The following is a 19,458-nucleotide window of genomic DNA, read 5'->3' on the forward strand; positions in this document are numbered from 1 at the left end:
TCTCGTGAATGCAAAGGGAAAGAAGATGGCAGAACTTTCGATCAGCCCCGACGAGATCCGGGACGCGCTCAAGGACTTCGTGCAGTCCTACGAGCCCGGCAAGGCCTCGACCACCGAGGTCGGCTACGTGCTCGACGCGGGCGACGGAATCGCCCACGTGCAGGGCCTGCCCGGCGTCATGGCCAACGAGCTCATCACGTTCGCCGACGGGACCTTGGGCCTCGCCCAGAACCTGGAGGAGAGCGAGATCGGCGTCATCGTGCTCGGCGAGTTCGCCGGCATCGAGGAGGGCATGGAGGTGCGCCGCACCGGCGAGGTGCTCTCCGTCCCCGTCGGCGACGGCTACCTCGGCCGCGTCGTGGACCCGCTGGGCAACCCCATCGACGGCCAGGGCGAGATCGCGACCGAGGGCCGCCGCGCCCTCGAGCTGCAGGCGCCCGGCGTCATGCAGCGCAAGAGCGTGCACGAGCCCATGCAGACCGGCATCAAGGCCATCGACGCCATGATCCCGATCGGCCGCGGCCAGCGCCAGCTCATCATCGGCGACCGCCAGACCGGCAAGACGGCCATCGCGATCGACACGATCATCAACCAGAAGGCCAACTGGGAGTCCGGCGACACGAACAAGCAGGTGCGCTGCATCTACGTCGCCATCGGCCAGAAGGGCTCCACCATCGCCTCGGTGAAGGGCGCCCTCGAGGAGGCCGGCGCCATGGAGTACACGACCATCGTCGCGTCCCCCGCGTCCGACCCCGCCGGCTTCAAGTACCTCGCGCCCTACACCGGCTCGGCCATCGGCCAGCACTGGATGTACGGCGGCAAGCACGTCCTCATCATCTTCGACGACCTGTCCAAGCAGGCCGAGGCCTACCGCGCCGTCTCGCTCCTCCTGCGTCGTCCGCCGGGACGCGAGGCATACCCCGGCGACGTGTTCTACCTGCACTCCCGCCTGCTCGAGCGCTGCGCCAAGCTCTCGGACGAGCTGGGCGCCGGATCGATGACGGGCCTGCCCATCATCGAGACGAAGGCGAACGACGTCTCGGCGTACATCCCGACCAACGTGATCTCGATCACCGACGGGCAGATCTTCCTGCAGTCGGACCTCTTCAACGCGAACCAGCGTCCCGCGGTCGACGTCGGCATCTCGGTGTCCCGCGTCGGCGGCGACGCCCAGGTGAAGAGCATCAAGAAGGTCTCCGGCACGCTCAAGCTCGAGCTCGCGCAGTACCGCTCGCTCGAGGCGTTCGCGATCTTCGCGTCCGACCTCGACGCGGCCAGCCGTCGCCAGCTCGCCCGCGGCGCGCGCCTCACCGAGCTGCTCAAGCAGCCCCAGTACTCGCCGTTCCCCATCGAGGAGCAGGTCGTCTCGATCTGGGCGGGCACGAAGGGCAAGCTCGACGAGGTGCCGGTCGAGGACATCCTCCGCTTCGAGCGGGAGCTGCTCGACCACCTCCACCGCAACACGGAGGTGCTGTCGCAGCTGAAGGAGAAGAACGTCCTCACCGACGACATCGTCGACGCGATGGACAAGGCCGTGGACCAGTTCAAGCTCGAGTTCCAGACGGGCGAGGGCAAGCCGCTCGCATCCGTCGGCTCGGAGAAGTTCGAGGCGACCAAGGCCGAGGACGTCAACCAGGAGCAGATCGTGAAGGCCAAGCGCTGACGCGCTGACGCCACACGATCCGCCACCGACCGAGACCGTTAGGGAGACTCATGGGAGCACAACTCCGGGTCTACACGCAGAAGATCAAATCCGCGCAGACGACGAAGAAGATCACCCGCGCCATGGAGCTGATCTCCGCGTCGCGCATCCAGAAGGCGCAGCAGCGGATGGCGGCGTCCGCGCCGTACTCCCGTGCCGTCACGCGCGCGGTCTCGGCGGTGGCGACGTTCTCCAACGTCGACCACATCCTCACGACCGAGCCCGAGAAGGTGGAGCGGGCGGCGATCGTCATCTTCGCCTCCGACCGCGGCCTCGCCGGCGCCTTCAGCTCCAGCGTCCTGAAGGAGTCGGAGCAGCTCGCCGAGCTCCTCCGCTCGCAGGGCAAGGAGATCGTGTACTACCTCGTGGGCCGCAAGGCCGTGGGGTACTTCAAGTTCCGCAAGCGGGACTCGGAGCGCATCTGGACGGGCAGCACCGAGAAGCCCGAGTTCGAGACCGCGAAGTCGATCGGCGACGCGCTCGTGGAGAAGTTCGTGACGCCGGCGTCCGAGGGCGGGGTGGACGAGATCCACATCGTCTTCAACCGCTTCGTGTCGATCGCGACGCAGAAGCCCGAGGTCGTCCGGCTGCTGCCGCTCGAGGTCGTCGAGGGGGTGGAGGCGCCCGGCGAGGGTGCCGTCCTGCCGCTCTACGAGTTCGAGCCCGAGGTGGGCGACGTGCTCGACGCGCTGCTGCCCGTCTACATCGAGAGCCGCATCTTCAACGCGATGCTCCAGTCGGCCGCCTCCGAGCACGCCGCGCGCCAGAAGGCCATGAAGTCGGCGAGCGACAACGCCGACAAGCTCGTGACCACCTACACGCGGCTGCGGAACAACGCGCGCCAGACCGAGATCACGCAGCAGATCTCCGAGATCGTCGGCGGCGCGGACGCGCTCGCCTCCAGCAAGTAACTCCCACGCTCCACGAATGAAGAAGAGAGACATCAATGACTGACACCGCCACTGCGCCGGTCGCCAGCGACAGCGTGGCCGGCGTCGGACGCATCGTCCGCGTCACCGGCCCGGTCGTGGACATCGAGTTCCCGCACGACTCGATCCCCCCGGTCTACAACGCCCTCAAGACCACGATCACCATCGGCGAGGAGTCGACGGAGATCACGCTCGAGATCGCGCTGCACCTCGGCGACGACGTCGTCCGCGCCATCGCCCTCAAGCCCACGGACGGCCTCGTCCGCGGCCAGGAGGTGCGCGACACGGGCGCCGCCATCTCGGTGCCCGTCGGCGACATCACCAAGGGCAAGGTCTTCAACGTCACCGGCGACATCCTCAACAACGAGGGTGGCGAGCAGATCGAGATCACCGAGCGCTGGCCCATCCACCGCAAGCCCCCGATGTTCGACCAGCTCGAGTCCAAGACGCAGCTGTTCGAGACCGGCATCAAGGTCATCGACCTCCTCACCCCCTACGTGCAGGGCGGCAAGATCGGCCTGTTCGGCGGCGCGGGCGTCGGCAAGACCGTCCTCATCCAGGAGATGATCCAGCGCGTCGCGCAGGACCACGGCGGCGTGTCCGTCTTCGCCGGCGTCGGCGAGCGCACCCGCGAGGGCAACGACCTCATCATGGAGATGGAGGAGGCCGGCGTCTTCGACAAGACCGCGTTGGTCTTCGGCCAGATGGACGAGCCGCCGGGAACGCGCCTGCGCGTGGCCCTGTCCGCGCTCACGATGGCGGAGTACTTCCGCGACGTGAAGAACCAGGACGTGCTGCTCTTCATCGACAACATCTTCCGCTTCACGCAGGCCGGCTCCGAGGTCTCCACGCTGCTCGGCCGCATGCCGTCCGCGGTGGGCTACCAGCCGAACCTCGCGGACGAGATGGGCGTGCTCCAGGAGCGCATCACGTCGACCCGCGGCCACAGCATCACGTCGCTGCAGGCCATCTACGTCCCCGCGGACGACTACACCGACCCGGCACCGGCCACCACGTTCGCGCACCTCGACGCGACCACGGAGCTCAGCCGCGAGATCGCGTCGCGCGGTCTCTACCCGGCCGTCGACCCGCTGACGTCCACCAGCCGCATCCTCGACCCGCGGTACCTGGGCCAGGCGCACTACGACACGGCCACCCGCGTCAAGGCGATCCTGCAGAAGAACAAGGAGCTGCAGGAGATCATCGCGATCCTCGGCGTCGACGAGCTCTCCGAGGAGGACAAGGTCACGGTGTCGCGTGCGCGCCGCATCCAGCAGTTCCTCTCGCAGAACACGTACATGGCGAAGAAGTTCACGGGCGTCGAGGGCTCGACCGTGCCGCTGAAGAACACCATCGAGTCGTTCTCGAAGATCGCCGACGGCGACTACGACCACGTCGCCGAGCAGGCGTTCTTCAACGTCGGCGACCTCGACGACGTCGAGCGCCGCTGGTCCGAGATCCAGAAGGAGAACGGCTGACATGGCCCGCGCTGATCTCACGGTGACCGTGGTCTCGGCCGACCAGCAGGTCTGGTCGGGCCAGGCGTCCATGGTCGTCGCGCGCACCAGCGAGGGCGAGATCGGCATCCTGGCCGGTCACGAGCCCCTGCTGGCGATCCTCGCGACCGGCAACGTCCGCATCACGCAGGACGGCGGCGCCGTGATCACGGCCGACGCCGACGAGGGCTTCCTCTCGGTGGAGAACGACAACGTGACCGTGGTCGCGCGCAAGGCCGCACTGGTCGCGTAGCGTCACCTCGTCCGACGGCGGGCGGTCCCCTCGGGGGCCGTCCGCCGTCGTGCGTGCTGCGGGCGGAAGCCGCCCGCGCATCCCGTCCTGTCCTGTCCCGTCCCGTCATCCGACCCCGGAGATCCCGTGCTCGTCCTGCTGCCCCCGTCCGAGACGAAGCGCGGCGGAGGGACGGAGGGATCGCGGCTGGATCTCGACCTCCTCGGCTTCCCGGAGCTGACGGAGGAGCGGCGCACGGTCGTGCGCGCCGTCGCCGACCTCGCCCGGGATCCCGAGGCCGCGGTGCGCGCCCTCAAGCTCGGCCCGCGCCAGGCGGCCGAGGTGGAGCGGAACCTGCTGCTCGAGTCGTCGCCGACCATGCCGGCGCTGCGCCGCTACACGGGCGTGCTCTACGACCCCATCGGCGCCGATGCCCTGGATGCCGCGCAGCTCGCCTTCGCCGGGCGCCACGTGGCCGTGCACTCCGCGCTCCTCGGTCCCGTGCGGGCGACCGACCCGATCCCCGCCTACCGGCTCTCGCACGACAGCCGCGTGCCGGGCCTGAGGATGAAGGCGCATTGGGTCGCCTCGGTCCGTCGGGTGCTCGAGGGCATCCCGGGCCTCGTGCTCGACCTGCGATCCGAGGGGTACGCGGCCCTCGGTCCGCGTCCGGGCCACGAGGACTCCGTCGTGGTGCGCGTGGTCGCCCGCGGCGCGGACGGCACCGTGCGCGCGCTCAACCACTTCAACAAGAAGGCGAAGGGCGAGCTCGTGCGGGCGCTGATCCTCGCCGGCCGCGATCTCGGATCCGTGGCGGAGCTGCTCGACTGGGCCGACGGCGCCGGCATCGAGCTGTCCCGCGGCGACTCGGGCGAGCTCGTCCTCGTGGCCGCACCGCACTGACGGCGCCGCCTCCAGCGCCCGCGCCGGAGGATCAGGCGGCCCGGTGGCACCCGACGACGTGGTCGTCGACGAGGCCGGAGGACTGCATGAGCGCGTAGACGGTGGTGGGGCCCACGAAGCGGAGACCGTGCGCCTTCAGCTCCCGGCTGAGGGCGGTGGACTCCGCCGTGACGGCGGGGATCTCGTCGGCCGTGGTCGGGCGGGGTCGGACCCGGGGATCGGAGGCGTGCGCCCAGATCATCCGGTCGAGCGCTCCCTCCCCGTGCTCGTCGACGAGTGCCCGGACGGCGCGCGCGTTGCCGGCGGCCGCGAGGATCTTGGCGCGGTTCCGGATGATCCCGGCGTCGCCCATGAGCCGCTCGACGTCGTCCTCGTCCATGGCGGCAACCGCGTCGACGTCGAAGCCGTGGAACACCTCCCGGAAGCGCGGGCGCTTGCGGAGGATGGTGATCCACGACAGCCCCGCCTGGAAGCCCTCGAGGCAGAGCTTCTCGAACAGGGGACGGTCGCCGTGCAGGGGGCGACCCCACTCCTCGTCGTGGTACCTGCGGTACTCCGCATCGCCGGCGGACCAGGCGCAGCGCGCCAGGCCGTCCTCGCCGCGCACGAGCGAGTCCCGCGTCACGACAGCACCGAGCCCTCGAGCGCGAGCAGACGGACCTTGGTGGCGACCCCGTCGCCCGCGCTGAAGCCGGTCACGCGGCCGTCCGAGCCGAGGACGCGGTGGCACGGGACGAGGATGCAGAGCCGGTTGGCGCCGACGGCGCCGCCTGCCGCGCGCGCCCCTCCGGGACGACCCGCCGCCTGGGCGAGGGCGCCGTACGTCGTGACGCCGCCGTGGGGGACGCGGGCGAGCGCCTGCCAGACCGCGACCTGGAACGGCGTGCCCGTGAGCCGCACCGGGACGTCGAACGACGTGCGGCGACCGGCGAAGTACTCGTCGAGCTGCCGCGCCGCCTCCGCGAGGACGGGGCTCGGCCGGTCGTCCAGGTGGTCGAGCGGCAGGACGCCCGCGGTCGCGATGGACAGCGCCACGACCCGGTCGCCCTCGCCGACCAGCTCCAGCCGGCCGATGGGCGAGGGCATGCGCAGGAGCGCGGCCCCCACGGGCAGGAGTCCCGCCGCGGGCGGGAGCGGACGGCGCGGATCGGCGGCGGGCACGGGGGAGGCGGGGCGGCGGTCGCGAGGAGGGACGACCGGCCGGCGCGCGGGGGCGGCGGCGGGAGCGGGAGCGGGGGTCATGCGGCGAACGTACGACGGGCCGCGCGGATCGCGTGGTCGACCGCCGGGTCGGAGGAGGGACGGCGGCCCGCCCCGTCGGGGGAGGAGGCGGAGGAGCGCGCCGCCGTCACCGGGAGCGCCCGTGCCCGTCCTGCGTGTGGACCTTGAGGTAGACGAACGTCTCCGTGCTCACGACGCCGTCCAGCGCGCGGATCCGGGCGTTGAGCAGCTCGACGAGCTCCTCGTCGTCCTCGCAGACCACCTCGGCGAGGAGGTCGAACGTGCCCGCCGTCATCACCACGTAATCGACCGCCGGGATGTCCGCGAGGGCGTCGGCGACGACGCGCACGTCGCCGCTCACGGTGACGCCGATCATGGCCTGGCGAGTGAGCCCGAGCTGCTGCGGGTCGGTGAGCGCGACGATGCGGATCACGCCCGCGTCGGTGAGCTTCTGCACGCGCTGCCGGACGGCCGCCTCGCTGAGCCCCACGGCCTTGCCGATCTCGGCGTACGACCGGCGCCCGTCCTCCCGCAGCTGGTCGACGATGGAGCGGGAGATGGCGTCGACGGGGAGCCCGCGGGCGGAGGGGCGCTGCGGCGTGCTCATCGTCCGAGCATGGCAGTCCGGCGGTGGCCGGGCAACCGGATCCGCGGCGCCGGGCCATCCCGACGGACCGGATGCCCCTCCTCGTTCCCGCGGCGAGCCGCTGTCCGACGGACGGCGCAGCCCTCGGGCGGGGCGCGCTCGCGCGATAGGATCCGTGTCAGCGCGTCCGGCCGCCCGAGGCCCGGCGCCGACCGCCCGACCGGGCGCCGACCCTCGATGGAGCCGATGACGTGAGCGAGGGCTCCCACCGTTCCTCTCCCGCCGGCCCGGGATCGGCCGGCGTCGCGGTCGTGATGCCCCACGCCGTCGTGCTCCTGCCCGCGGGCGCCCCGACGCACGTCGTGGACGGCCTCTGGCGCGCGGTCGCGGATCCGGCCGTCACGGCGGAGGCGCTCGTCGCGACCCTGCCCCTGAGGGGCTCCGACGAGGTCGTGTCCTTCGCCGTGCTCGTGCACGAGGCCGGCGGACCGGAGGGCGCGCGCATCCAGGTGGTCCTGCGGGGCGACGCCGTCGTGGACGTGGACGTCGACGTCGTCGGGGCCGCGGGTCCCCGACGGGTCGACGCGCGGCGGGCCCAGCCCTTCTACCTCGCCACGCTCGACCGGGTGCGGGCCTACCGGGCCGGGCGGGCCGACGCCGAGGCGACCGCATCCACGACCGCATCCACGACCGCGACCGCGAGCGCGACCGCGAGCGCGACCGCATCCGCGGGCCGGCCGGACGGCCTGCCGCTCGTCGCCGGGGTCGTCGCCGCCGACGCCGTGGGCTGGCGCGTCGACGACGCCCGATCCGACGACCCGGCGGGCGGGGACGCGCGGCGGGGCGACGCCACGCCCTCCGCGCGCCGCGCATCCCCGTCGCCCGTGGACCCCGCCCTGGTCGCCACGGTCCTCGACGGGCCCGCGGACGTCGTGGCGCGCTCGACCCCCGCCGGCGCCTCGGATCACGATCCCGCGGCCGGCGGTCCCCGTCACGCGCGTGCGGACGCGGATCCGCGCGCGGATGCCGCGGCGCGCGCCGGGTCGGCCGGCGTGCCGACGGTCGCCATGCCCGCCGTGCCGCCCGCGGACGAGGAGGAGACCGCCGTGCGCGTCGTCCACGCCTTCCGCGTCCTGCGCGACGGAGTGCCGCACGTCGACGCGGGCGCCCCCGACCGGATCCCGCTCGACGCCCCCGCCATCGTCGGCCGTCGCCCCCGGCCGCCGCGCGTCGTCCGCGGCCTCGCACCGCGGCTGGTGGCCGTGCCCTCCCCGCTCGGCGAGATCTCCGGCACGCACCTCGGGATCCGGCAGGACTCCGGCGTGGTCGTCGTGACCGACCTCGACTCCACGAACGGCACGGTCGTGCTCGTCCCGGGTGCCGAGCGCCTCGCGCTCCGCCCGGGGGAGTCGCTCGTGGTCGTGCCCGGCACGCGCATCGACATCGGCGACGGCGTCGTCCTCGAGATCCTGTCCGCCCGATGACCGCAATCGGAGCGGACGTCGCCGAGACCGCCCTCGCCCTGCCCGACGGCCGCACGCTCGTGCTCGGTTGGGCGTCCATGACCGACCGCGGCCTCCGTCGCGACCACAACGAGGACAGCGTGCTCGCGGCCGTCCCGTACTTCGCCGTGGCGGACGGCATGGGCGGGCACGCCGCCGGCGACGTGGCCAGCGACGCCGTCATCCGCCGCCTCGCCGAGGAGCAGGAGCGCGCGGAGTCCGGGTTCGCGGATCCCGAGGGCGTGGAGCCCGCGCTCGACCTCGCGGTCGGCGACATCCGGGAGGAGACCGGGGACCTCGAGCTGCACGCGGGCACGACCGTCACGGGCGCGTGCCTCACCCTGGTGTCCGACCGCCCGTACTGGGCCGTCTTCAACGTGGGCGACTCGCGGGTCTACCAGCTCCGCGGCGACGTGCTCGAGCAGGTCACCGTCGACCACTCCGTCGTGCAGGAGATGGTGGACGCCGGTCGCATCACGCGCGCCCAGGCCGACCGGCACCCGGACGGCAACATCATCACGCGGGCCGTCGGCGTGGGCGACGCGGCCGAGGCCGACTACTGGCTGCTGCCCGTCACGGCGCGGCTGCGTCTCCTGATCTGCTCCGACGGGCTGACCAAGGAGCTGGCCGACGCGGAGATCCGCGGGCACCTGCTGCGCGCCGACGACGCGGCGACGGCCGTGCGCGACCTGGTCGTGCACGCGCTGGAGAACGGCGGGCGCGACAACGTGACCGCCGTCGTGGTCGACGTGCTGCGGATCGACCCGCCCGCCGACGCGCCGGAGCCGCCCCGCCGCCGCGGACTGCGCCGCTGACCCGGACGCCGCCGGGCGACCGGGTCAGCGGCGTCCGTTACGCGTGCAGCGCGTCGTTGAGGATCGAACCGCCGCCGCGGCGCGGGACCGCCTCGACGGCGCCCGTCAGCGAGTTGCGGCGGAACAGGATCCCGGAGCGGCCGGAGAGCTCGACGGCCTTGACCTGCGGCACGGTGCCGTCCGCGCCCGGCGCCTCGCCCGCGAGCCGGACCTTGGTGCCGGCCGTCACGTAGAGGCCCGCCTCCACGACGCTGTCGTCGCCGATCGAGATGCCGACGCCCGAGTTCGCCCCCAGGAGCGCGCGCTCGCCGATGACGACCCGCTGCGTGCCGCCGCCCGAGAGCGTGCCCATGATGGACGCGCCGCCGCCGATGTCCGAGCCGTCGCCGACGACGACGCCCTGCGTGATCCGGCCCTCGACCATGGATGCGCCGAGCGTGCCGGCGTTGAAGTTGACGAAGCCCTCGTGCATCACGGTGGTGCCGGGCGCGAGGTGCGCGCCGAGCCGCACGCGCGAGGCGTCGGCGATGCGCACGCGGTCGGGCGTGACGTAGTCGAGCAGGCGCGGGAACTTGTCGATGCCGTGCGCGGCGATCCCGGCCCGCTGGAGCGACGGCCGCAGCCGGTCGAAGTCGTCGGGGTGCACGGGGCCGGCGTTGGTCCACACGACGATGGGGAGGTGCCCGAAGACGCCGTCGAGGTTCAGCGTGTTCGGCGCCACGAGCAGGTGGCTGAGCAGGTGCAGCCGCAGGTAGGCGTCGGGCGTCGACGCGGGCGGGGTCTGCAGGTCGATCTCGACCGTGACGATGTCGATCGTGACGCCGCGGCGCGGGTCGGCGACCGCGAGCTCCTCGATCCAGGCCGGCGCGATCCAGCGGTCGCGGCCGGCGGGCAGGGATCCGAGCTCGGGCGCGGGGAACCAGGTGTCGAGCACGGTGCCGTCGGAGGAGACGGTCGCGAGGCCGTAGCCCCAGGCGGATCCGGTGGCGGGAGAGGAGGCGGGCGCGGCGGACGGGGTCGGAGCGGGGGAGGCCATGCGGCCAGCGTACCGATCGCCGTAGCCCGTCCCGGGTCCTCCCCAGGACCACGTCTCGGCACCGACCTAGGATGATCCGCATGCCGACCGACGCGCCTCCCGTGCCCGAGCTCGACCTCACCGCGGGGAGCGTGGAGGTCACCCGCGCCATCTGCGACATCGAGTCCGTGTCGGGCGACGAGGCGACGCTCGCGGACGCCATCGAGCGGGCGCTCGCCGACTGCGCGCACCTCCAGCTGGAGCGCGACGGCGACGCGGTCGTCGCCCGAACGCACCTCGGCCGCGACCGTCGCGTCGTCATCGCCGGCCACATCGACACGGTGCCGCTCAACCGCAACCTGCCCACGCGCACCGAGCACGAGGACGGCGTCGAGTACCTCTGGGGACGCGGCACGGTCGACATGAAGGCGGGCGTCGCCGTGCAGCTCGTGCTGGCCGCCGAGCTCGCGGATCCCGCCTACGACATCACCTGGATCTGGTACGACCACGAGGAGGTCTCCGACAGCCTCAACGGACTCGGCCGCCTCGCCCGCACCCGGCCGGAGCTCCTCGAGGGCGACTTCGCGATCCTCGGCGAGCCGACCCGCGCGGAGATCGAGGGCGGCTGCAACGGCAACCTGCGCGTCGAGGTCCGCGCGTTCGGGAAGCGCTCACACTCGGCCCGCTCCTGGGTGGGCGAGAACGCCATCCACCGCATCGCCCCCGTGCTCGACACCCTGGCCGCGTACGAGGCGCGCGAGGTCGAGGTCGACGGCCTCGTGTACCGCGAGGGCCTCAACGCCGTCGGCGTGTCCGGCGGCATCGCGGGCAACGTCATCCCCGACGAGGCCATGGTGCACGTGAACTACCGCTTCGCCCCCAGCCGATCCGGTGCCGAGGCCGTGGAGCACGTCACGAGCCTGTTCCCGGGCTTCGAGGTCACGGTCGTCGACCTCGCGGAGGGAGCCCGCCCGGGCCTCGACGCCGAGATCGCGCAGCCCTTCCTCGCGGCCGTCGGCGGGGAGGCGCGCCCCAAATACGGCTGGACCGACGTCGCCCGCTTCAGCGCGCTGGGCGTCCCCGCCGTGAACTACGGCCCCGGGGATCCCCTCCTCGCCCACCACGACGACGAGCGCGTCGACGTGGCCCAGATCACGTCGTGCGAGCGCGGCCTCCGGGCGTGGCTGACGGCGCGCTGACCCGGCCGGTCGGGCGCCCGGCGCGGCTCGACCTGCCGGACGAGCGACCCGCCGGCCGCCTGCCCTGGTGGGCGGCGGTCCTGGGCGTCTACGCCCTCAGCCGCGTCCTCACCACCGTGCTGATGCTCGTGTCGGCGCGGAGCCAGATCCGCACCCCGTGGGCCCCCGCGTCGCCGTCCTACCTGCAGTTCGCGACGTTCTGGGACGCCGGGTGGTACCGCGACATCGCGACCTTCGGCTACCCGACCGTGCTCCCCGTGGACGCCGCGGGCCACGTGCAATCGAACCCGTGGGCGTTCCTGCCCGTGTACCCCGCGATCGTGCGCGCCATCCAGGACGCCACGGGCGCGCCGTTCGACGTGACCGCCGTCGCCGTCTCGGTGCTCGCCGGCGGCGGCGCCGTGCTCGTGCTGCACCGCCTGCTGTCGCGCTTCCTCTCGCCCTCGTCCACCCTCACCGCGGTGGTCATCGTCTGCGTGGCCCCGGTCTCGCCGCTCTTCCAGATCGCGTACGCGGAGAGCCTGCAGACGCTCCTGCTGCTCACGGCCCTGCTGCTCCTGGTCGAGCGGCGCTACGTGCTGCTCGCGCCCGTCGTGGTGGTCATGGCGTTCACCCGCCCCCTCGGCCTCGCCTTCGCGCTGGCGCTGGTCCTGCACGGCGCGCACCGCATCGCGACAGCGCGCCGTGACCCGTTCCCGACCGCCGAGCGCGCCCGGCTCGTCCTCGCGACGACCGCCGCCGTGGCCGCCGGGGCGGCATGGCCGGTGATCGCGTGGATCCGCACGGGCTCGTTCTCCGCATACACCGACACGGAGCTCTCCTGGCGTGCCGCGTACGTCGGCTACCGGCACCTCGTGCCCTTCGAGGCGTGGTTCGACGCCGGCGACTTCTGGATCGGCGGGATCGCCGGCGTGATCGCCGTCCTCCTCGCCGTGGCGGCGTTCGTCCTCATCCTCCTGCGCCCCTCCGTGCGCGCGCTCGGCCCGGATCTCCGCATCTGGATCGCGTCCTACGGCCTCTACCTCTTCGCCGTGTTCTTCCCGCAGTCGAGCGTCTTCCGCCTCCTGCTGCCCATGATCCCGCTGGCCGGAGCGCTCGCCGTGCCGCGGTCGCGCGCCTACCGCGTCGCCATCGTGGCCGCCATGATCGTGGGCCAGTGGATCTGGATCGACGTCTTCTGGCGGGCGACGGCGGGCGACTGGACGCCGCCGTGACCCGGTCCCCGCGACGCCCGGCGACGTGCCCGCCGCGCCCCCTCCACCGCCGGATGGGGGCGCGTCGGCCGTAGCACGGAGCCGCGCGTTCATCGGGGGGCGTGTCCATGCGGGATAATGGATGCACATCCACGAAAGGGGAGCCGAATGGCAGCCATGAAGCCCAGGACCGGCGACGGACCGATGGAGGCCGTGAAGGAGGGCAGGCTCATCATCGTGCGCGTGCCCTTGGAGGGAGGCGGACGACTCGTCGTCTCCGTCAACGACGCCGAAGCGAAGGAGCTTCACGACGCCCTCGCCGCGGTGACCAGCGCGAGCTAGTCGAGACCGCACCACGCGACACCGCCCGCCCCGTCGACGACGGGGCGGGCGGTGCTGTCTACCCGGGGTCCGGCGTCACCGGCTCGCGTGACGACAGCCGGACGGCGTCGATCAGCGCCCGGTCTTGGCGATCTGCAGCAGGCCGTCCCCGGCGGGCGAGAGCGACGCGACGACCGCGCCGGAGCCCGCGGTCTCCTGCACCAGCGTGCGGAACGCGGCCGTCTGCGCGTCGCGCGCCGCCGGGTTCTGCACGCGGCCGCGCCAGAGGGCGTGCGGCACGAGCACCAGTCCGCCCGTGCGGGCCAGGCGCAGCCCGTGCTCCACGTACTCGATGACCTGGGCGGGATCCGCGTCCACGAGCACGAGGTCGTAGCTCGCGTCGCTCATGCGCGGCAGCACGTCGAGCGCGCGGCCCGTGATGAGGCGCACGCGGTTGGCGGGCACCTCGGCGTCGGCGAGGATCTCGCGGGCGGCCTGCTGGTGGTCGAACTCCACGTCGATGCTGGTGAGCACCGCGCGCGGCGCTCCCCGGAAGATGCAGAGGCCCGAGACGCCGGCGCCCGTGCCGATCTCGATGACGCTGGTCGCGCGCGTGGCCGCGGCGAGGAGCGAGAGCTGCGCGCCGACGGCGGGGGAGACGGCCTCGATGCCGAGCTCGCGGGAGTGCTGGCGCGCCAGGGCGATGTGCTCGTCCTCCACGACGACGTCCTCGGCGAACTTCCACCCGGTCTCCTGGTCGGACACGCGGCACCTCCTCTTCCGGGTCCCCAGGGTATCGGCCCGGCGGCACCCGTCTGACCGGGCGGTGTCCGGTGCGGATCCGATGCGGCCCCTCTGCTGACCGGACCCTGCGGTCGGGCGGAGATCGCACCTCGACCGGCTAGCCTGTGATCATGTTCGGCCTGACGTTCGAGAAGCTGATGCTCATCGGCATCATCGCCGTGTTCCTGCTCGGCCCCGAGCGGCTGCCGGTCTACACCCAGAAGCTCGCGGACCTGGTGAAGGCCGCGCGGCGCATGGCCACCGGCGCCCGGGAGCGCATGCGCGACGAGCTGGGGCCGGAGTTCGACGAGGTCGACTGGAAGAAGCTCGACCCGCGCCAGTACGACCCGCGCCGCATCATCAAGGAGGCGCTGTTCGAGGACGAGCCCGTGGTCACGAAGCCGCGCGTGCCGGTCGAGACCACCATCGCCCGGAGGCAGCGGCTGGAGCGCGAGGCGGCCGCCGCGTCGGCGCAGCCCGCCCCCTTCGACGCCGAGGCCACCTGACCCACGTCGCCTGACCGTCTAGCCGTTCCCGCTGAAGCGCGCGTCCACGGCCCTCGCCTCCTCGCGGAGCGCGTCCACCACGGCCCGCACCGACGGACGCTCGGCGCGATCGGGCCGCAGCAGCACGTGCAGGTGCCGCTTCGACGCGACGCCCGACAGCCGCTTGACCACGACGCCGTCGTGCTCGCCGGCGGTGTACCGGGGCAAGAGCGCGATCCCGTGCCCGGAGGCCACGAGCGACTCCGTGATGCGCGTGTCGCTGAACCGCTGCACCACGCGCGCCGGCGCGCCCACGGCCTGCTCGATGTCGAGGAGGATCCGGTCGAAGGGCAGCCCCTGCGGCACCCCGATCCAGGGTTCGCCGCTGAGGTCCGCGGGGCTCACCGAGGCCCGGCCGGCGAGGCGGTGGTCCGCGGGCATGGCGACGTCGAGCGGCTCCACCATGAGCGGCACGATCACGAGGCCGAGCCCGCGCCAGGTGCCCGCGCCGGCGAGCGAGTGGGCGATGACGACGTCGAAGTCGGCCGTCAGGTCCGCGAAGGCGGCGGAGGTCGGATCCCGGTCGCTCGCGCGCAGCGTGAGGTCGGGGATCCCGGCGACGCGGTCGAGGAGGCCGGGCAGCAGCATCTGCGCCGCGGTGGGGAACGTGGCCAGCGTGACCTCGCCGGAGGGCTGATGCCGGAAGTCCTCCCACAGCGCCTCGGCGCGGGCCACGGCGACGGCGATGTCGGTCGCCGTGCGGGCGAGCGCGCGGCCCGCGTCGGTGAGGATCACGCCCCGGCCCGAGCGCTCGGTGAGCGGCACGCCGGCTTCGCGCTCGAGCACCTTGAGCTGCTGCGAGACCGCGGACGGTGTGCGGCCGGCGGCGCGGGCGACGGCGCCCACGCTGCCGCGGTCGGCGAGCTCGCGGAGGAGCTCGAGGCGGCGGATGTCCATGTAGGCAGGCTACACAGCCAGGCAAGGACTATGCGCTTGTCCTGAACGTTCTGCGGTGGTCCCATGGAGGTGCGGCGGAATGCGCCGCCATCCGCCTTCCCGCAGGAGCACCACCATGACCGTCTTCCTCATCGCCATCGCCGCCCTCTCCGTCTCCGCCGTCGCCGGCACCGTCGTCGTCACGGCGCGCGACGGCTACCGCGCCATGCCGACGCGCACGCACCGCAGCCACGTCTAGGCAGCACGCGCACCACGGACGAGGAGGACGGCAGCCCGCGGGCTGCCGTCCTCCTCGTGCATCACGGGGTCGTCGACGGAGTCGACGCGGGCCCGGCGCCTAGGAGACGGACAGCCCCAGCCGCCGGCCCGCGAGACCCCGGCCGCGCGAGGCCAGGTGGTCCGCGACGCGGAGGATCTGCACCGCGGCGGGATCCGTGGGCTCCGCCAGCACCAGCGGCGCACCGGCGTCGCCGCCCTCGCGGAGCGACATGCTGAGCGGCACGCTCGCGAGGAGCGGCACGGCCTCGTCCTGCCCCGCGGACAGCCGGCGCGCGACCTCCGCGCCGCCGCCCGCGCCGAAGAGCTCCAGCACGGATCCGTCGGGCTGGACGAACCCCGCCATGTTCTCGACCACGCCGGCGACGCGCTGGCCCGTCTGCCGCGCGACCAGGCCGCTGCGCTCGGCCACGTCGGCCGCGGCGGGCTGCGGCGTCGTGACGACGAGCACCTCCGCGTTGGGGAGGAGCTGGCCCACCGTGATCGCGACGTCGCCCGTGCCGGGCGGCAGGTCGAGCAGCAGCACGTCGAGGTCGCCGAAGAAGACGTCGGTGAGGAACTGCTGGATGGTGCGGTGCAGCATGGGCCCGCGCCAGGAGACGGCGGTGCCGCCGGTGGCGTCGGGGTCGAGGAACATGCCGATGGAGATGACCTTCACGCCGTGCGCGACGGGCGGCAGGATCATGTCGCCGACGCGCGTGGGCTGCGCGGTGCGGCCGTCGGCGCCCACCAGGCCGAGGATCCCCGGGATGGAGAAGCCGTGCACGTCCGCGTCGACGAGACCCACCGCGAGGCCCTTCGCCGCGAGCGCGACCGCGAGGTTGGCCGTGAGCGTGGACTTGCCGACGCCGCCCTTGCCGCTCGTGACGGCGTAGACGCGCGTGAGGCTGTCCGGGCCGAAGGGGATCCCCCGCTGGGCGGCGGGACCCCGCAGCCGCTCGGTGAGCGCGCGGCGCCGCTCGGGGCTCATCACGCCGACCGTGAGCTCGAGCCGCGCGACGCCGGGGACGGCCTCGACGGTCTCGCGCACGTCGCGCTCGATCGACGTCGCGGCCGGGCAGCCGACGATCGTCAACGCGATGTCCACGTGGGCCACGCCGCCGTCCTGGATCCGCACGTCGGAGACCATGTCGAGCTCGGTGATGGGGCGGCGGATCTCGGGATCCACCACGCGGGCCAGCGCCCGCCGGATCGCCTCGGTCGTCAGCGCCTCCGCGCCGGGGGCCTCAGCGGCCATGCGTGCGTCGGCTGCCCGCGCCCTCCACGTCGTCCGCCTCGGGATCGTCGCGGCGGTCGAGCTCCTCGAGGAGCTGGCGGAGCTCGGCGCGGATGAAGTCCTTCGAGGCCACGTCCTTCATCTGCAGGCGGAGCGACACGACCTCGCGGGCGAGGTACTCGACGTCGGCGACGTTGCGCTCGGCGCGCTGGCGGTCCTGCTCGATCTGCACGCGGTCGCGGTCGTCCTGGCGGTTCTGCGCCAGCAGGATGAGCGGCGCCGCGTACGAGGCCTGCAGCGACAGGATCAGGGTGAGCGCGGTGAAGCCGAGCGCCGCGGAGTCGAAGCGCGCGGACTCCGGCCCGTAGGTGTTGTAGCCGATCCACGCGACGCAGAAGGCCGTGAGGCCCACGAGGAACCACGGCGTCCCCATGCCGCGGGCGATGGACTCGGTGAAGCGGCCGAAGCGGTCGCGGCTCGCGCGGTTGCGCATCGGGAGGACGGTCGTGCGGAGGCCCTTGGGGGCGTCCAGTCGGACGTCGCGGTTACTCTGCCGTGCCACGGGGGATCCTCCGTCCTCGTACGGGTCCTGCGGTGGGGATGGCGGCCGTGGCCGTGCCGTGGAAGCGGGCGGTCGCGCGCTTGCGCGTCTCGCGTTCCGCGTCGGCGCTGCGCCAGTCGTCCGGCAGGAGGTGGTCGAGCACGTCGTCGATGGTGACCACGCCGACCAGGCGGTGGTTCTCGTCCACCACGGGCACGGAGACGAGGTTGTAGCTCGCCATGATGCGCGACACCTCGGCCGCGCTCGTGTCCGCGCGCACCGGTTCCAGGCCCTGGTCGAGCAGCGTGCCGAGGCGCTCGTGCGGCGGGTAGCGCAGCATCCGCTGGAAGTGCACCATGCCCAGGAAGCGGCCCGTCGGCGGCTCGTACGGCGGCAGCGTGACGCAGACCGCGGCGCCCAGCGTGGGCGCGAGCTCGTGGCGGCGGATGAGGGCGAGGCCCTCGGCGACGGTGGCGTCGCCCGAGACGATGACGGGATCCGTGGTCATGAGGCCGCCCGCGGTGTCGGGCGCGTAGCTGAGGAGCATGCGGACGTCGTCGGCCTCCTCCGGCTGCATCAGCTCGAGGAGGGTCTCGCCGCGCTCGTCCGACAGCTGCGCGATGAGGTCGGCCGCGTCGTCCGGCTGCATCTGGTCGAGCACGTCGGCCGCGCGGTCGTCGTCGAGCGTGGCCATGATCTCGACCTGCTCGGCCTCCGGCATCTCCTCGAGGACGTCGGCGAGGCGGGCGTCCGGCAGCTCCTCGGCGACCTCGAGGCGACGCGCCTGGGGCAGGTCGAGGAGGGTGTTGGCGAGGTCGGCGGGCAGCAGGTCGGAGTAGGCGGCGAGGAACTGCGAGGCGGACTGGGCGACGCCGTCGTCCTGGAGCTCGGCGACCTCCTCCCACGTGGCGAAGATGGTGGCGCCCTTGGCGAAGGGGGAGGGGCTCGTGCGCGGGCGGCGGCAGAAGAGCTGCGAGACCTCCCACTCGGCCTGGCCGGACTCCTCGATCGCGACGTCCTCGATGACGGCGGTGCCGGATCCGTCGCGCATGCTCACGCGGCGCCCGAGGATCTCCGCGATGACGCGCACCTCACCCCCGCGCTGCTCGAACCGGCGCAGGTTGATGAGGCCGGTCGTGATGATCTGCCCGGAGCCGATGCTCGTGACGCGGCCGATGGAGAGGAACACGCGGCGCTTGCCGGGGATCTCGACGATGAGGCCGACGACGCGCGGCGGATCGTCCTTGCGGTAGACGACGAGCACGTCGCGGACGCGCCCGACGCGGTCTCCTGCGGGGTCGAACACGCTGCACCCGGCGAGCCGGGCGACGAAGACTCGGGAGGCGCTCACAGAGTCAATCTAGTCGCTCGCCCAGCGCCCGCCCGGCACCCCGTGGAAGACTGACGAGGTGACCAACCCCCTCCTCGGACGCTCCTCCCGTGCCCGCATGCCGAAGCTGCCGAAGGGGGAGCCCGTCGCGACCTACGAGACGTACGACGAGGCCCAGAAGGCCGTCGTCACGCTCGCCGAGGCGGACTTCCCGGTCACGCAGGTGAGCATCGTGGGCAACGAGCTGACGAGCGTCGAGCGGGTCACGGGCAAGCTCACCTCCGCCCGGGCCGCGGTCGCGGGAGCGGCGAGCGGCGCGTGGCTCGGCCTGTTCCTCGGGCTCGTGACCTTCCTCTTCTCGCCCGTGCCGAACTTCTCGTTCGTCGTCGGCGCCGTCATCATCGGCGTCGGCTTCGGCGCCATCTACGGGATCGTCAGCTACAGCATCACGCGCCGCCGCCGGGACTTCACCTCGGTGATGCAGGTCACGGCCACGAGCTACTCCGTGGTCGTCGAGCCCGACTCCCTGCACCGCGCGCGGAACGTGCTCGGGATCGGGGGAGTCGGCACGTCGGTGTACGGCGAGCCGGTGGTGTCGACGCCGCCCGCCACCGCGCCCGCCGCGAAGCCCGTGGGCCCCTACGGGGAGCGCCTGCCCGAGCCGGGTGGATCCGACGCCCCCGAGCCGACCGCGCCGCCGACGTCGACCGACCGTCCCGTGGGCGACCAGGGCACGGCGGGGGCCTGATCCCCGCG

Annotated in this window: 22 protein-coding genes; 13 read left to right on the forward strand and 9 right to left on the reverse strand. The window is 73.1% G+C overall.

Annotation, left to right across the window (positions count from 1 at the left end; translation table 11 throughout):
* Window positions 1-25: 25 nt before the first annotated feature.
* The 5 genes from atpA to yaaA all read left to right on the forward strand — a co-directional run bounded on the left by atpA (window position 26) and on the right by yaaA (window position 5,262).
* Window positions 26-1,663, forward strand: coding sequence for a F0F1 ATP synthase subunit alpha (gene atpA / locus JOE38_RS00830; RefSeq protein WP_045527220.1), 1,638 nt, complete (start codon window positions 26-28; stop codon window positions 1,661-1,663).
* A gap of 50 nt (window positions 1,664-1,713) precedes the next feature.
* Complete coding sequence (locus JOE38_RS00835; protein ID WP_104236113.1) at window positions 1,714-2,613, forward strand: F0F1 ATP synthase subunit gamma; 900 nt, start codon at window positions 1,714-1,716, stop codon at window positions 2,611-2,613.
* Between the two features lie 35 nt (window positions 2,614-2,648).
* Window positions 2,649-4,109 carry a F0F1 ATP synthase subunit beta gene (gene atpD / locus JOE38_RS00840; protein WP_104236114.1) on the forward strand — a complete coding sequence of 487 codons (1,461 nt, stop codon included), beginning with the start codon at window positions 2,649-2,651 and terminating at the stop codon, window positions 4,107-4,109.
* Between the two features lies 1 nt (window position 4,110).
* Window positions 4,111-4,380 (forward strand): F0F1 ATP synthase subunit epsilon, encoded by a 270-nt coding sequence (locus tag JOE38_RS00845; protein WP_012037856.1) that lies wholly within the window; start codon window positions 4,111-4,113, stop codon window positions 4,378-4,380.
* A 126-nt stretch (window positions 4,381-4,506) separates the two neighbouring features.
* Window positions 4,507-5,262 (forward strand): peroxide stress protein YaaA, encoded by a 756-nt coding sequence (gene yaaA, locus JOE38_RS00850; protein WP_204574445.1) that lies wholly within the window; start codon window positions 4,507-4,509, stop codon window positions 5,260-5,262.
* Window positions 5,263-5,293: 31 nt separating this feature from the next.
* Here the strand turns inward: yaaA and JOE38_RS00855 are convergent, their stop codons facing one another.
* The 3 genes from JOE38_RS00855 to JOE38_RS00865 form a co-directional block, all read right to left on the reverse strand.
* Complete coding sequence (locus JOE38_RS00855) at window positions 5,294-5,887, reverse strand: DNA-3-methyladenine glycosylase I (protein ID WP_307838814.1); 594 nt, start codon at window positions 5,885-5,887, stop codon at window positions 5,294-5,296.
* Window positions 5,884-6,504 (reverse strand): methylated-DNA--[protein]-cysteine S-methyltransferase, encoded by a 621-nt coding sequence (locus JOE38_RS00860; RefSeq protein WP_204574446.1) that lies wholly within the window; start codon window positions 6,502-6,504, stop codon window positions 5,884-5,886. Before JOE38_RS00860 ends, JOE38_RS00855 begins: the two co-directional genes overlap by 4 nt.
* A 106-nt stretch (window positions 6,505-6,610) precedes the next feature.
* Complete coding sequence (locus JOE38_RS00865) at window positions 6,611-7,090, reverse strand: Lrp/AsnC family transcriptional regulator (RefSeq protein WP_086520636.1); 480 nt, start codon at window positions 7,088-7,090, stop codon at window positions 6,611-6,613.
* Window positions 7,091-7,320: 230 nt separating this feature from the next.
* On the opposite strand from JOE38_RS00865, the gene JOE38_RS00870 reads away from it, so the two are divergent.
* Together JOE38_RS00870 and JOE38_RS00875 are read left to right on the forward strand one after the other, a co-directional pair.
* Entirely contained in the window at window positions 7,321-8,553 is a 1,233-nt protein-coding gene (locus JOE38_RS00870; RefSeq protein ID WP_204574447.1) for an FHA domain-containing protein, read from the forward strand.
* Window positions 8,550-9,386: a PP2C family protein-serine/threonine phosphatase gene (locus JOE38_RS00875; RefSeq protein WP_204574448.1), complete on the forward strand. Its 837-nt coding sequence runs from the start codon at window positions 8,550-8,552 to the stop codon at window positions 9,384-9,386. Before JOE38_RS00870 ends, JOE38_RS00875 begins: the two co-directional genes overlap by 4 nt.
* A 37-nt stretch (window positions 9,387-9,423) precedes the next feature.
* Here JOE38_RS00875 and dapD read toward each other — a convergent pair whose 3' ends face one another.
* Window positions 9,424-10,422 carry a 2,3,4,5-tetrahydropyridine-2,6-dicarboxylate N-succinyltransferase gene (gene dapD, locus JOE38_RS00880; RefSeq protein WP_204574449.1) on the reverse strand — a complete coding sequence of 333 codons (999 nt, stop codon included), beginning with the start codon at window positions 10,420-10,422 and terminating at the stop codon, window positions 9,424-9,426.
* An 80-nt stretch (window positions 10,423-10,502) separates the two neighbouring features.
* Between dapD and dapE the strand changes: the two genes are divergently transcribed.
* The 3 genes from dapE to JOE38_RS00895 all read left to right on the forward strand — a co-directional run bounded on the left by dapE (window position 10,503) and on the right by JOE38_RS00895 (window position 13,135).
* Window positions 10,503-11,600: a succinyl-diaminopimelate desuccinylase gene (dapE, locus tag JOE38_RS00885; RefSeq protein ID WP_204574450.1), complete on the forward strand. Its 1,098-nt coding sequence runs from the start codon at window positions 10,503-10,505 to the stop codon at window positions 11,598-11,600.
* Window positions 11,582-12,814: a hypothetical protein gene (locus JOE38_RS00890; protein WP_204574451.1), complete on the forward strand. Its 1,233-nt coding sequence runs from the start codon at window positions 11,582-11,584 to the stop codon at window positions 12,812-12,814. Before dapE ends, JOE38_RS00890 begins: the two co-directional genes overlap by 19 nt.
* A 147-nt stretch (window positions 12,815-12,961) precedes the next feature.
* Entirely contained in the window at window positions 12,962-13,135 is a 174-nt protein-coding gene (locus JOE38_RS00895; RefSeq protein WP_012037866.1) for a DUF3117 domain-containing protein, read from the forward strand.
* 111 nt (window positions 13,136-13,246) lie between these two features.
* On the opposite strand, the gene JOE38_RS00900 is transcribed toward JOE38_RS00895, so the two are convergent.
* On the reverse strand, window positions 13,247-13,879 hold the full coding sequence (locus JOE38_RS00900; RefSeq protein ID WP_043587585.1) for an O-methyltransferase: 633 nt from the start codon (window positions 13,877-13,879) through the stop codon (window positions 13,247-13,249).
* 149 nt (window positions 13,880-14,028) lie between these two features.
* On the opposite strand from JOE38_RS00900, the gene JOE38_RS00905 reads away from it, so the two are divergent.
* A complete protein-coding gene (locus JOE38_RS00905; protein ID WP_012037868.1) occupies window positions 14,029-14,403 on the forward strand; it encodes a translocase in 375 nt (124 codons plus the stop codon).
* A gap of 18 nt (window positions 14,404-14,421) precedes the next feature.
* Here JOE38_RS00905 and JOE38_RS00910 read toward each other — a convergent pair whose 3' ends face one another.
* On the reverse strand, window positions 14,422-15,339 hold the full coding sequence (locus tag JOE38_RS00910; RefSeq protein ID WP_204574452.1) for a LysR family transcriptional regulator: 918 nt from the start codon (window positions 15,337-15,339) through the stop codon (window positions 14,422-14,424).
* Window positions 15,340-15,454: 115 nt separating this feature from the next.
* On the opposite strand from JOE38_RS00910, the gene JOE38_RS15895 reads away from it, so the two are divergent.
* A complete protein-coding gene (locus tag JOE38_RS15895; protein WP_275577753.1) occupies window positions 15,455-15,577 on the forward strand; it encodes a hypothetical protein in 123 nt (40 codons plus the stop codon).
* A gap of 99 nt (window positions 15,578-15,676) precedes the next feature.
* On the opposite strand, the gene JOE38_RS00915 is transcribed toward JOE38_RS15895, so the two are convergent.
* The 3 genes from JOE38_RS00915 to JOE38_RS00925 are packed head-to-tail and all read right to left on the reverse strand — an operon-like array spanning window position 15,677 to window position 18,723.
* Window positions 15,677-16,852 carry an Mrp/NBP35 family ATP-binding protein gene (locus tag JOE38_RS00915; RefSeq protein WP_204574453.1) on the reverse strand — a complete coding sequence of 392 codons (1,176 nt, stop codon included), beginning with the start codon at window positions 16,850-16,852 and terminating at the stop codon, window positions 15,677-15,679.
* The gene (locus JOE38_RS00920; protein WP_204574454.1) at window positions 16,842-17,393 is read right to left on the reverse strand and encodes a DUF1003 domain-containing protein; all 552 of its coding nucleotides are present in this window, start codon (window positions 17,391-17,393) and stop codon (window positions 16,842-16,844) included. The genes JOE38_RS00915 and JOE38_RS00920 overlap by 11 nt, the downstream gene beginning before the upstream one ends.
* Window positions 17,377-18,723 carry a magnesium transporter MgtE N-terminal domain-containing protein gene (locus JOE38_RS00925; protein WP_045527244.1) on the reverse strand — a complete coding sequence of 449 codons (1,347 nt, stop codon included), beginning with the start codon at window positions 18,721-18,723 and terminating at the stop codon, window positions 17,377-17,379. The genes JOE38_RS00920 and JOE38_RS00925 overlap by 17 nt, the downstream gene beginning before the upstream one ends.
* Before the next feature lie 58 nt (window positions 18,724-18,781).
* Between JOE38_RS00925 and JOE38_RS00930 the strand changes: the two genes are divergently transcribed.
* Window positions 18,782-19,450 carry a general stress protein gene (locus tag JOE38_RS00930; protein ID WP_204574455.1) on the forward strand — a complete coding sequence of 223 codons (669 nt, stop codon included), beginning with the start codon at window positions 18,782-18,784 and terminating at the stop codon, window positions 19,448-19,450.
* Window positions 19,451-19,458 lie beyond the last annotated feature (8 nt).

Source organism: Clavibacter michiganensis, assembly GCF_016907085.1.
GTDB lineage: Bacteria > Actinomycetota > Actinomycetes > Actinomycetales > Microbacteriaceae > Clavibacter > Clavibacter michiganensis_O.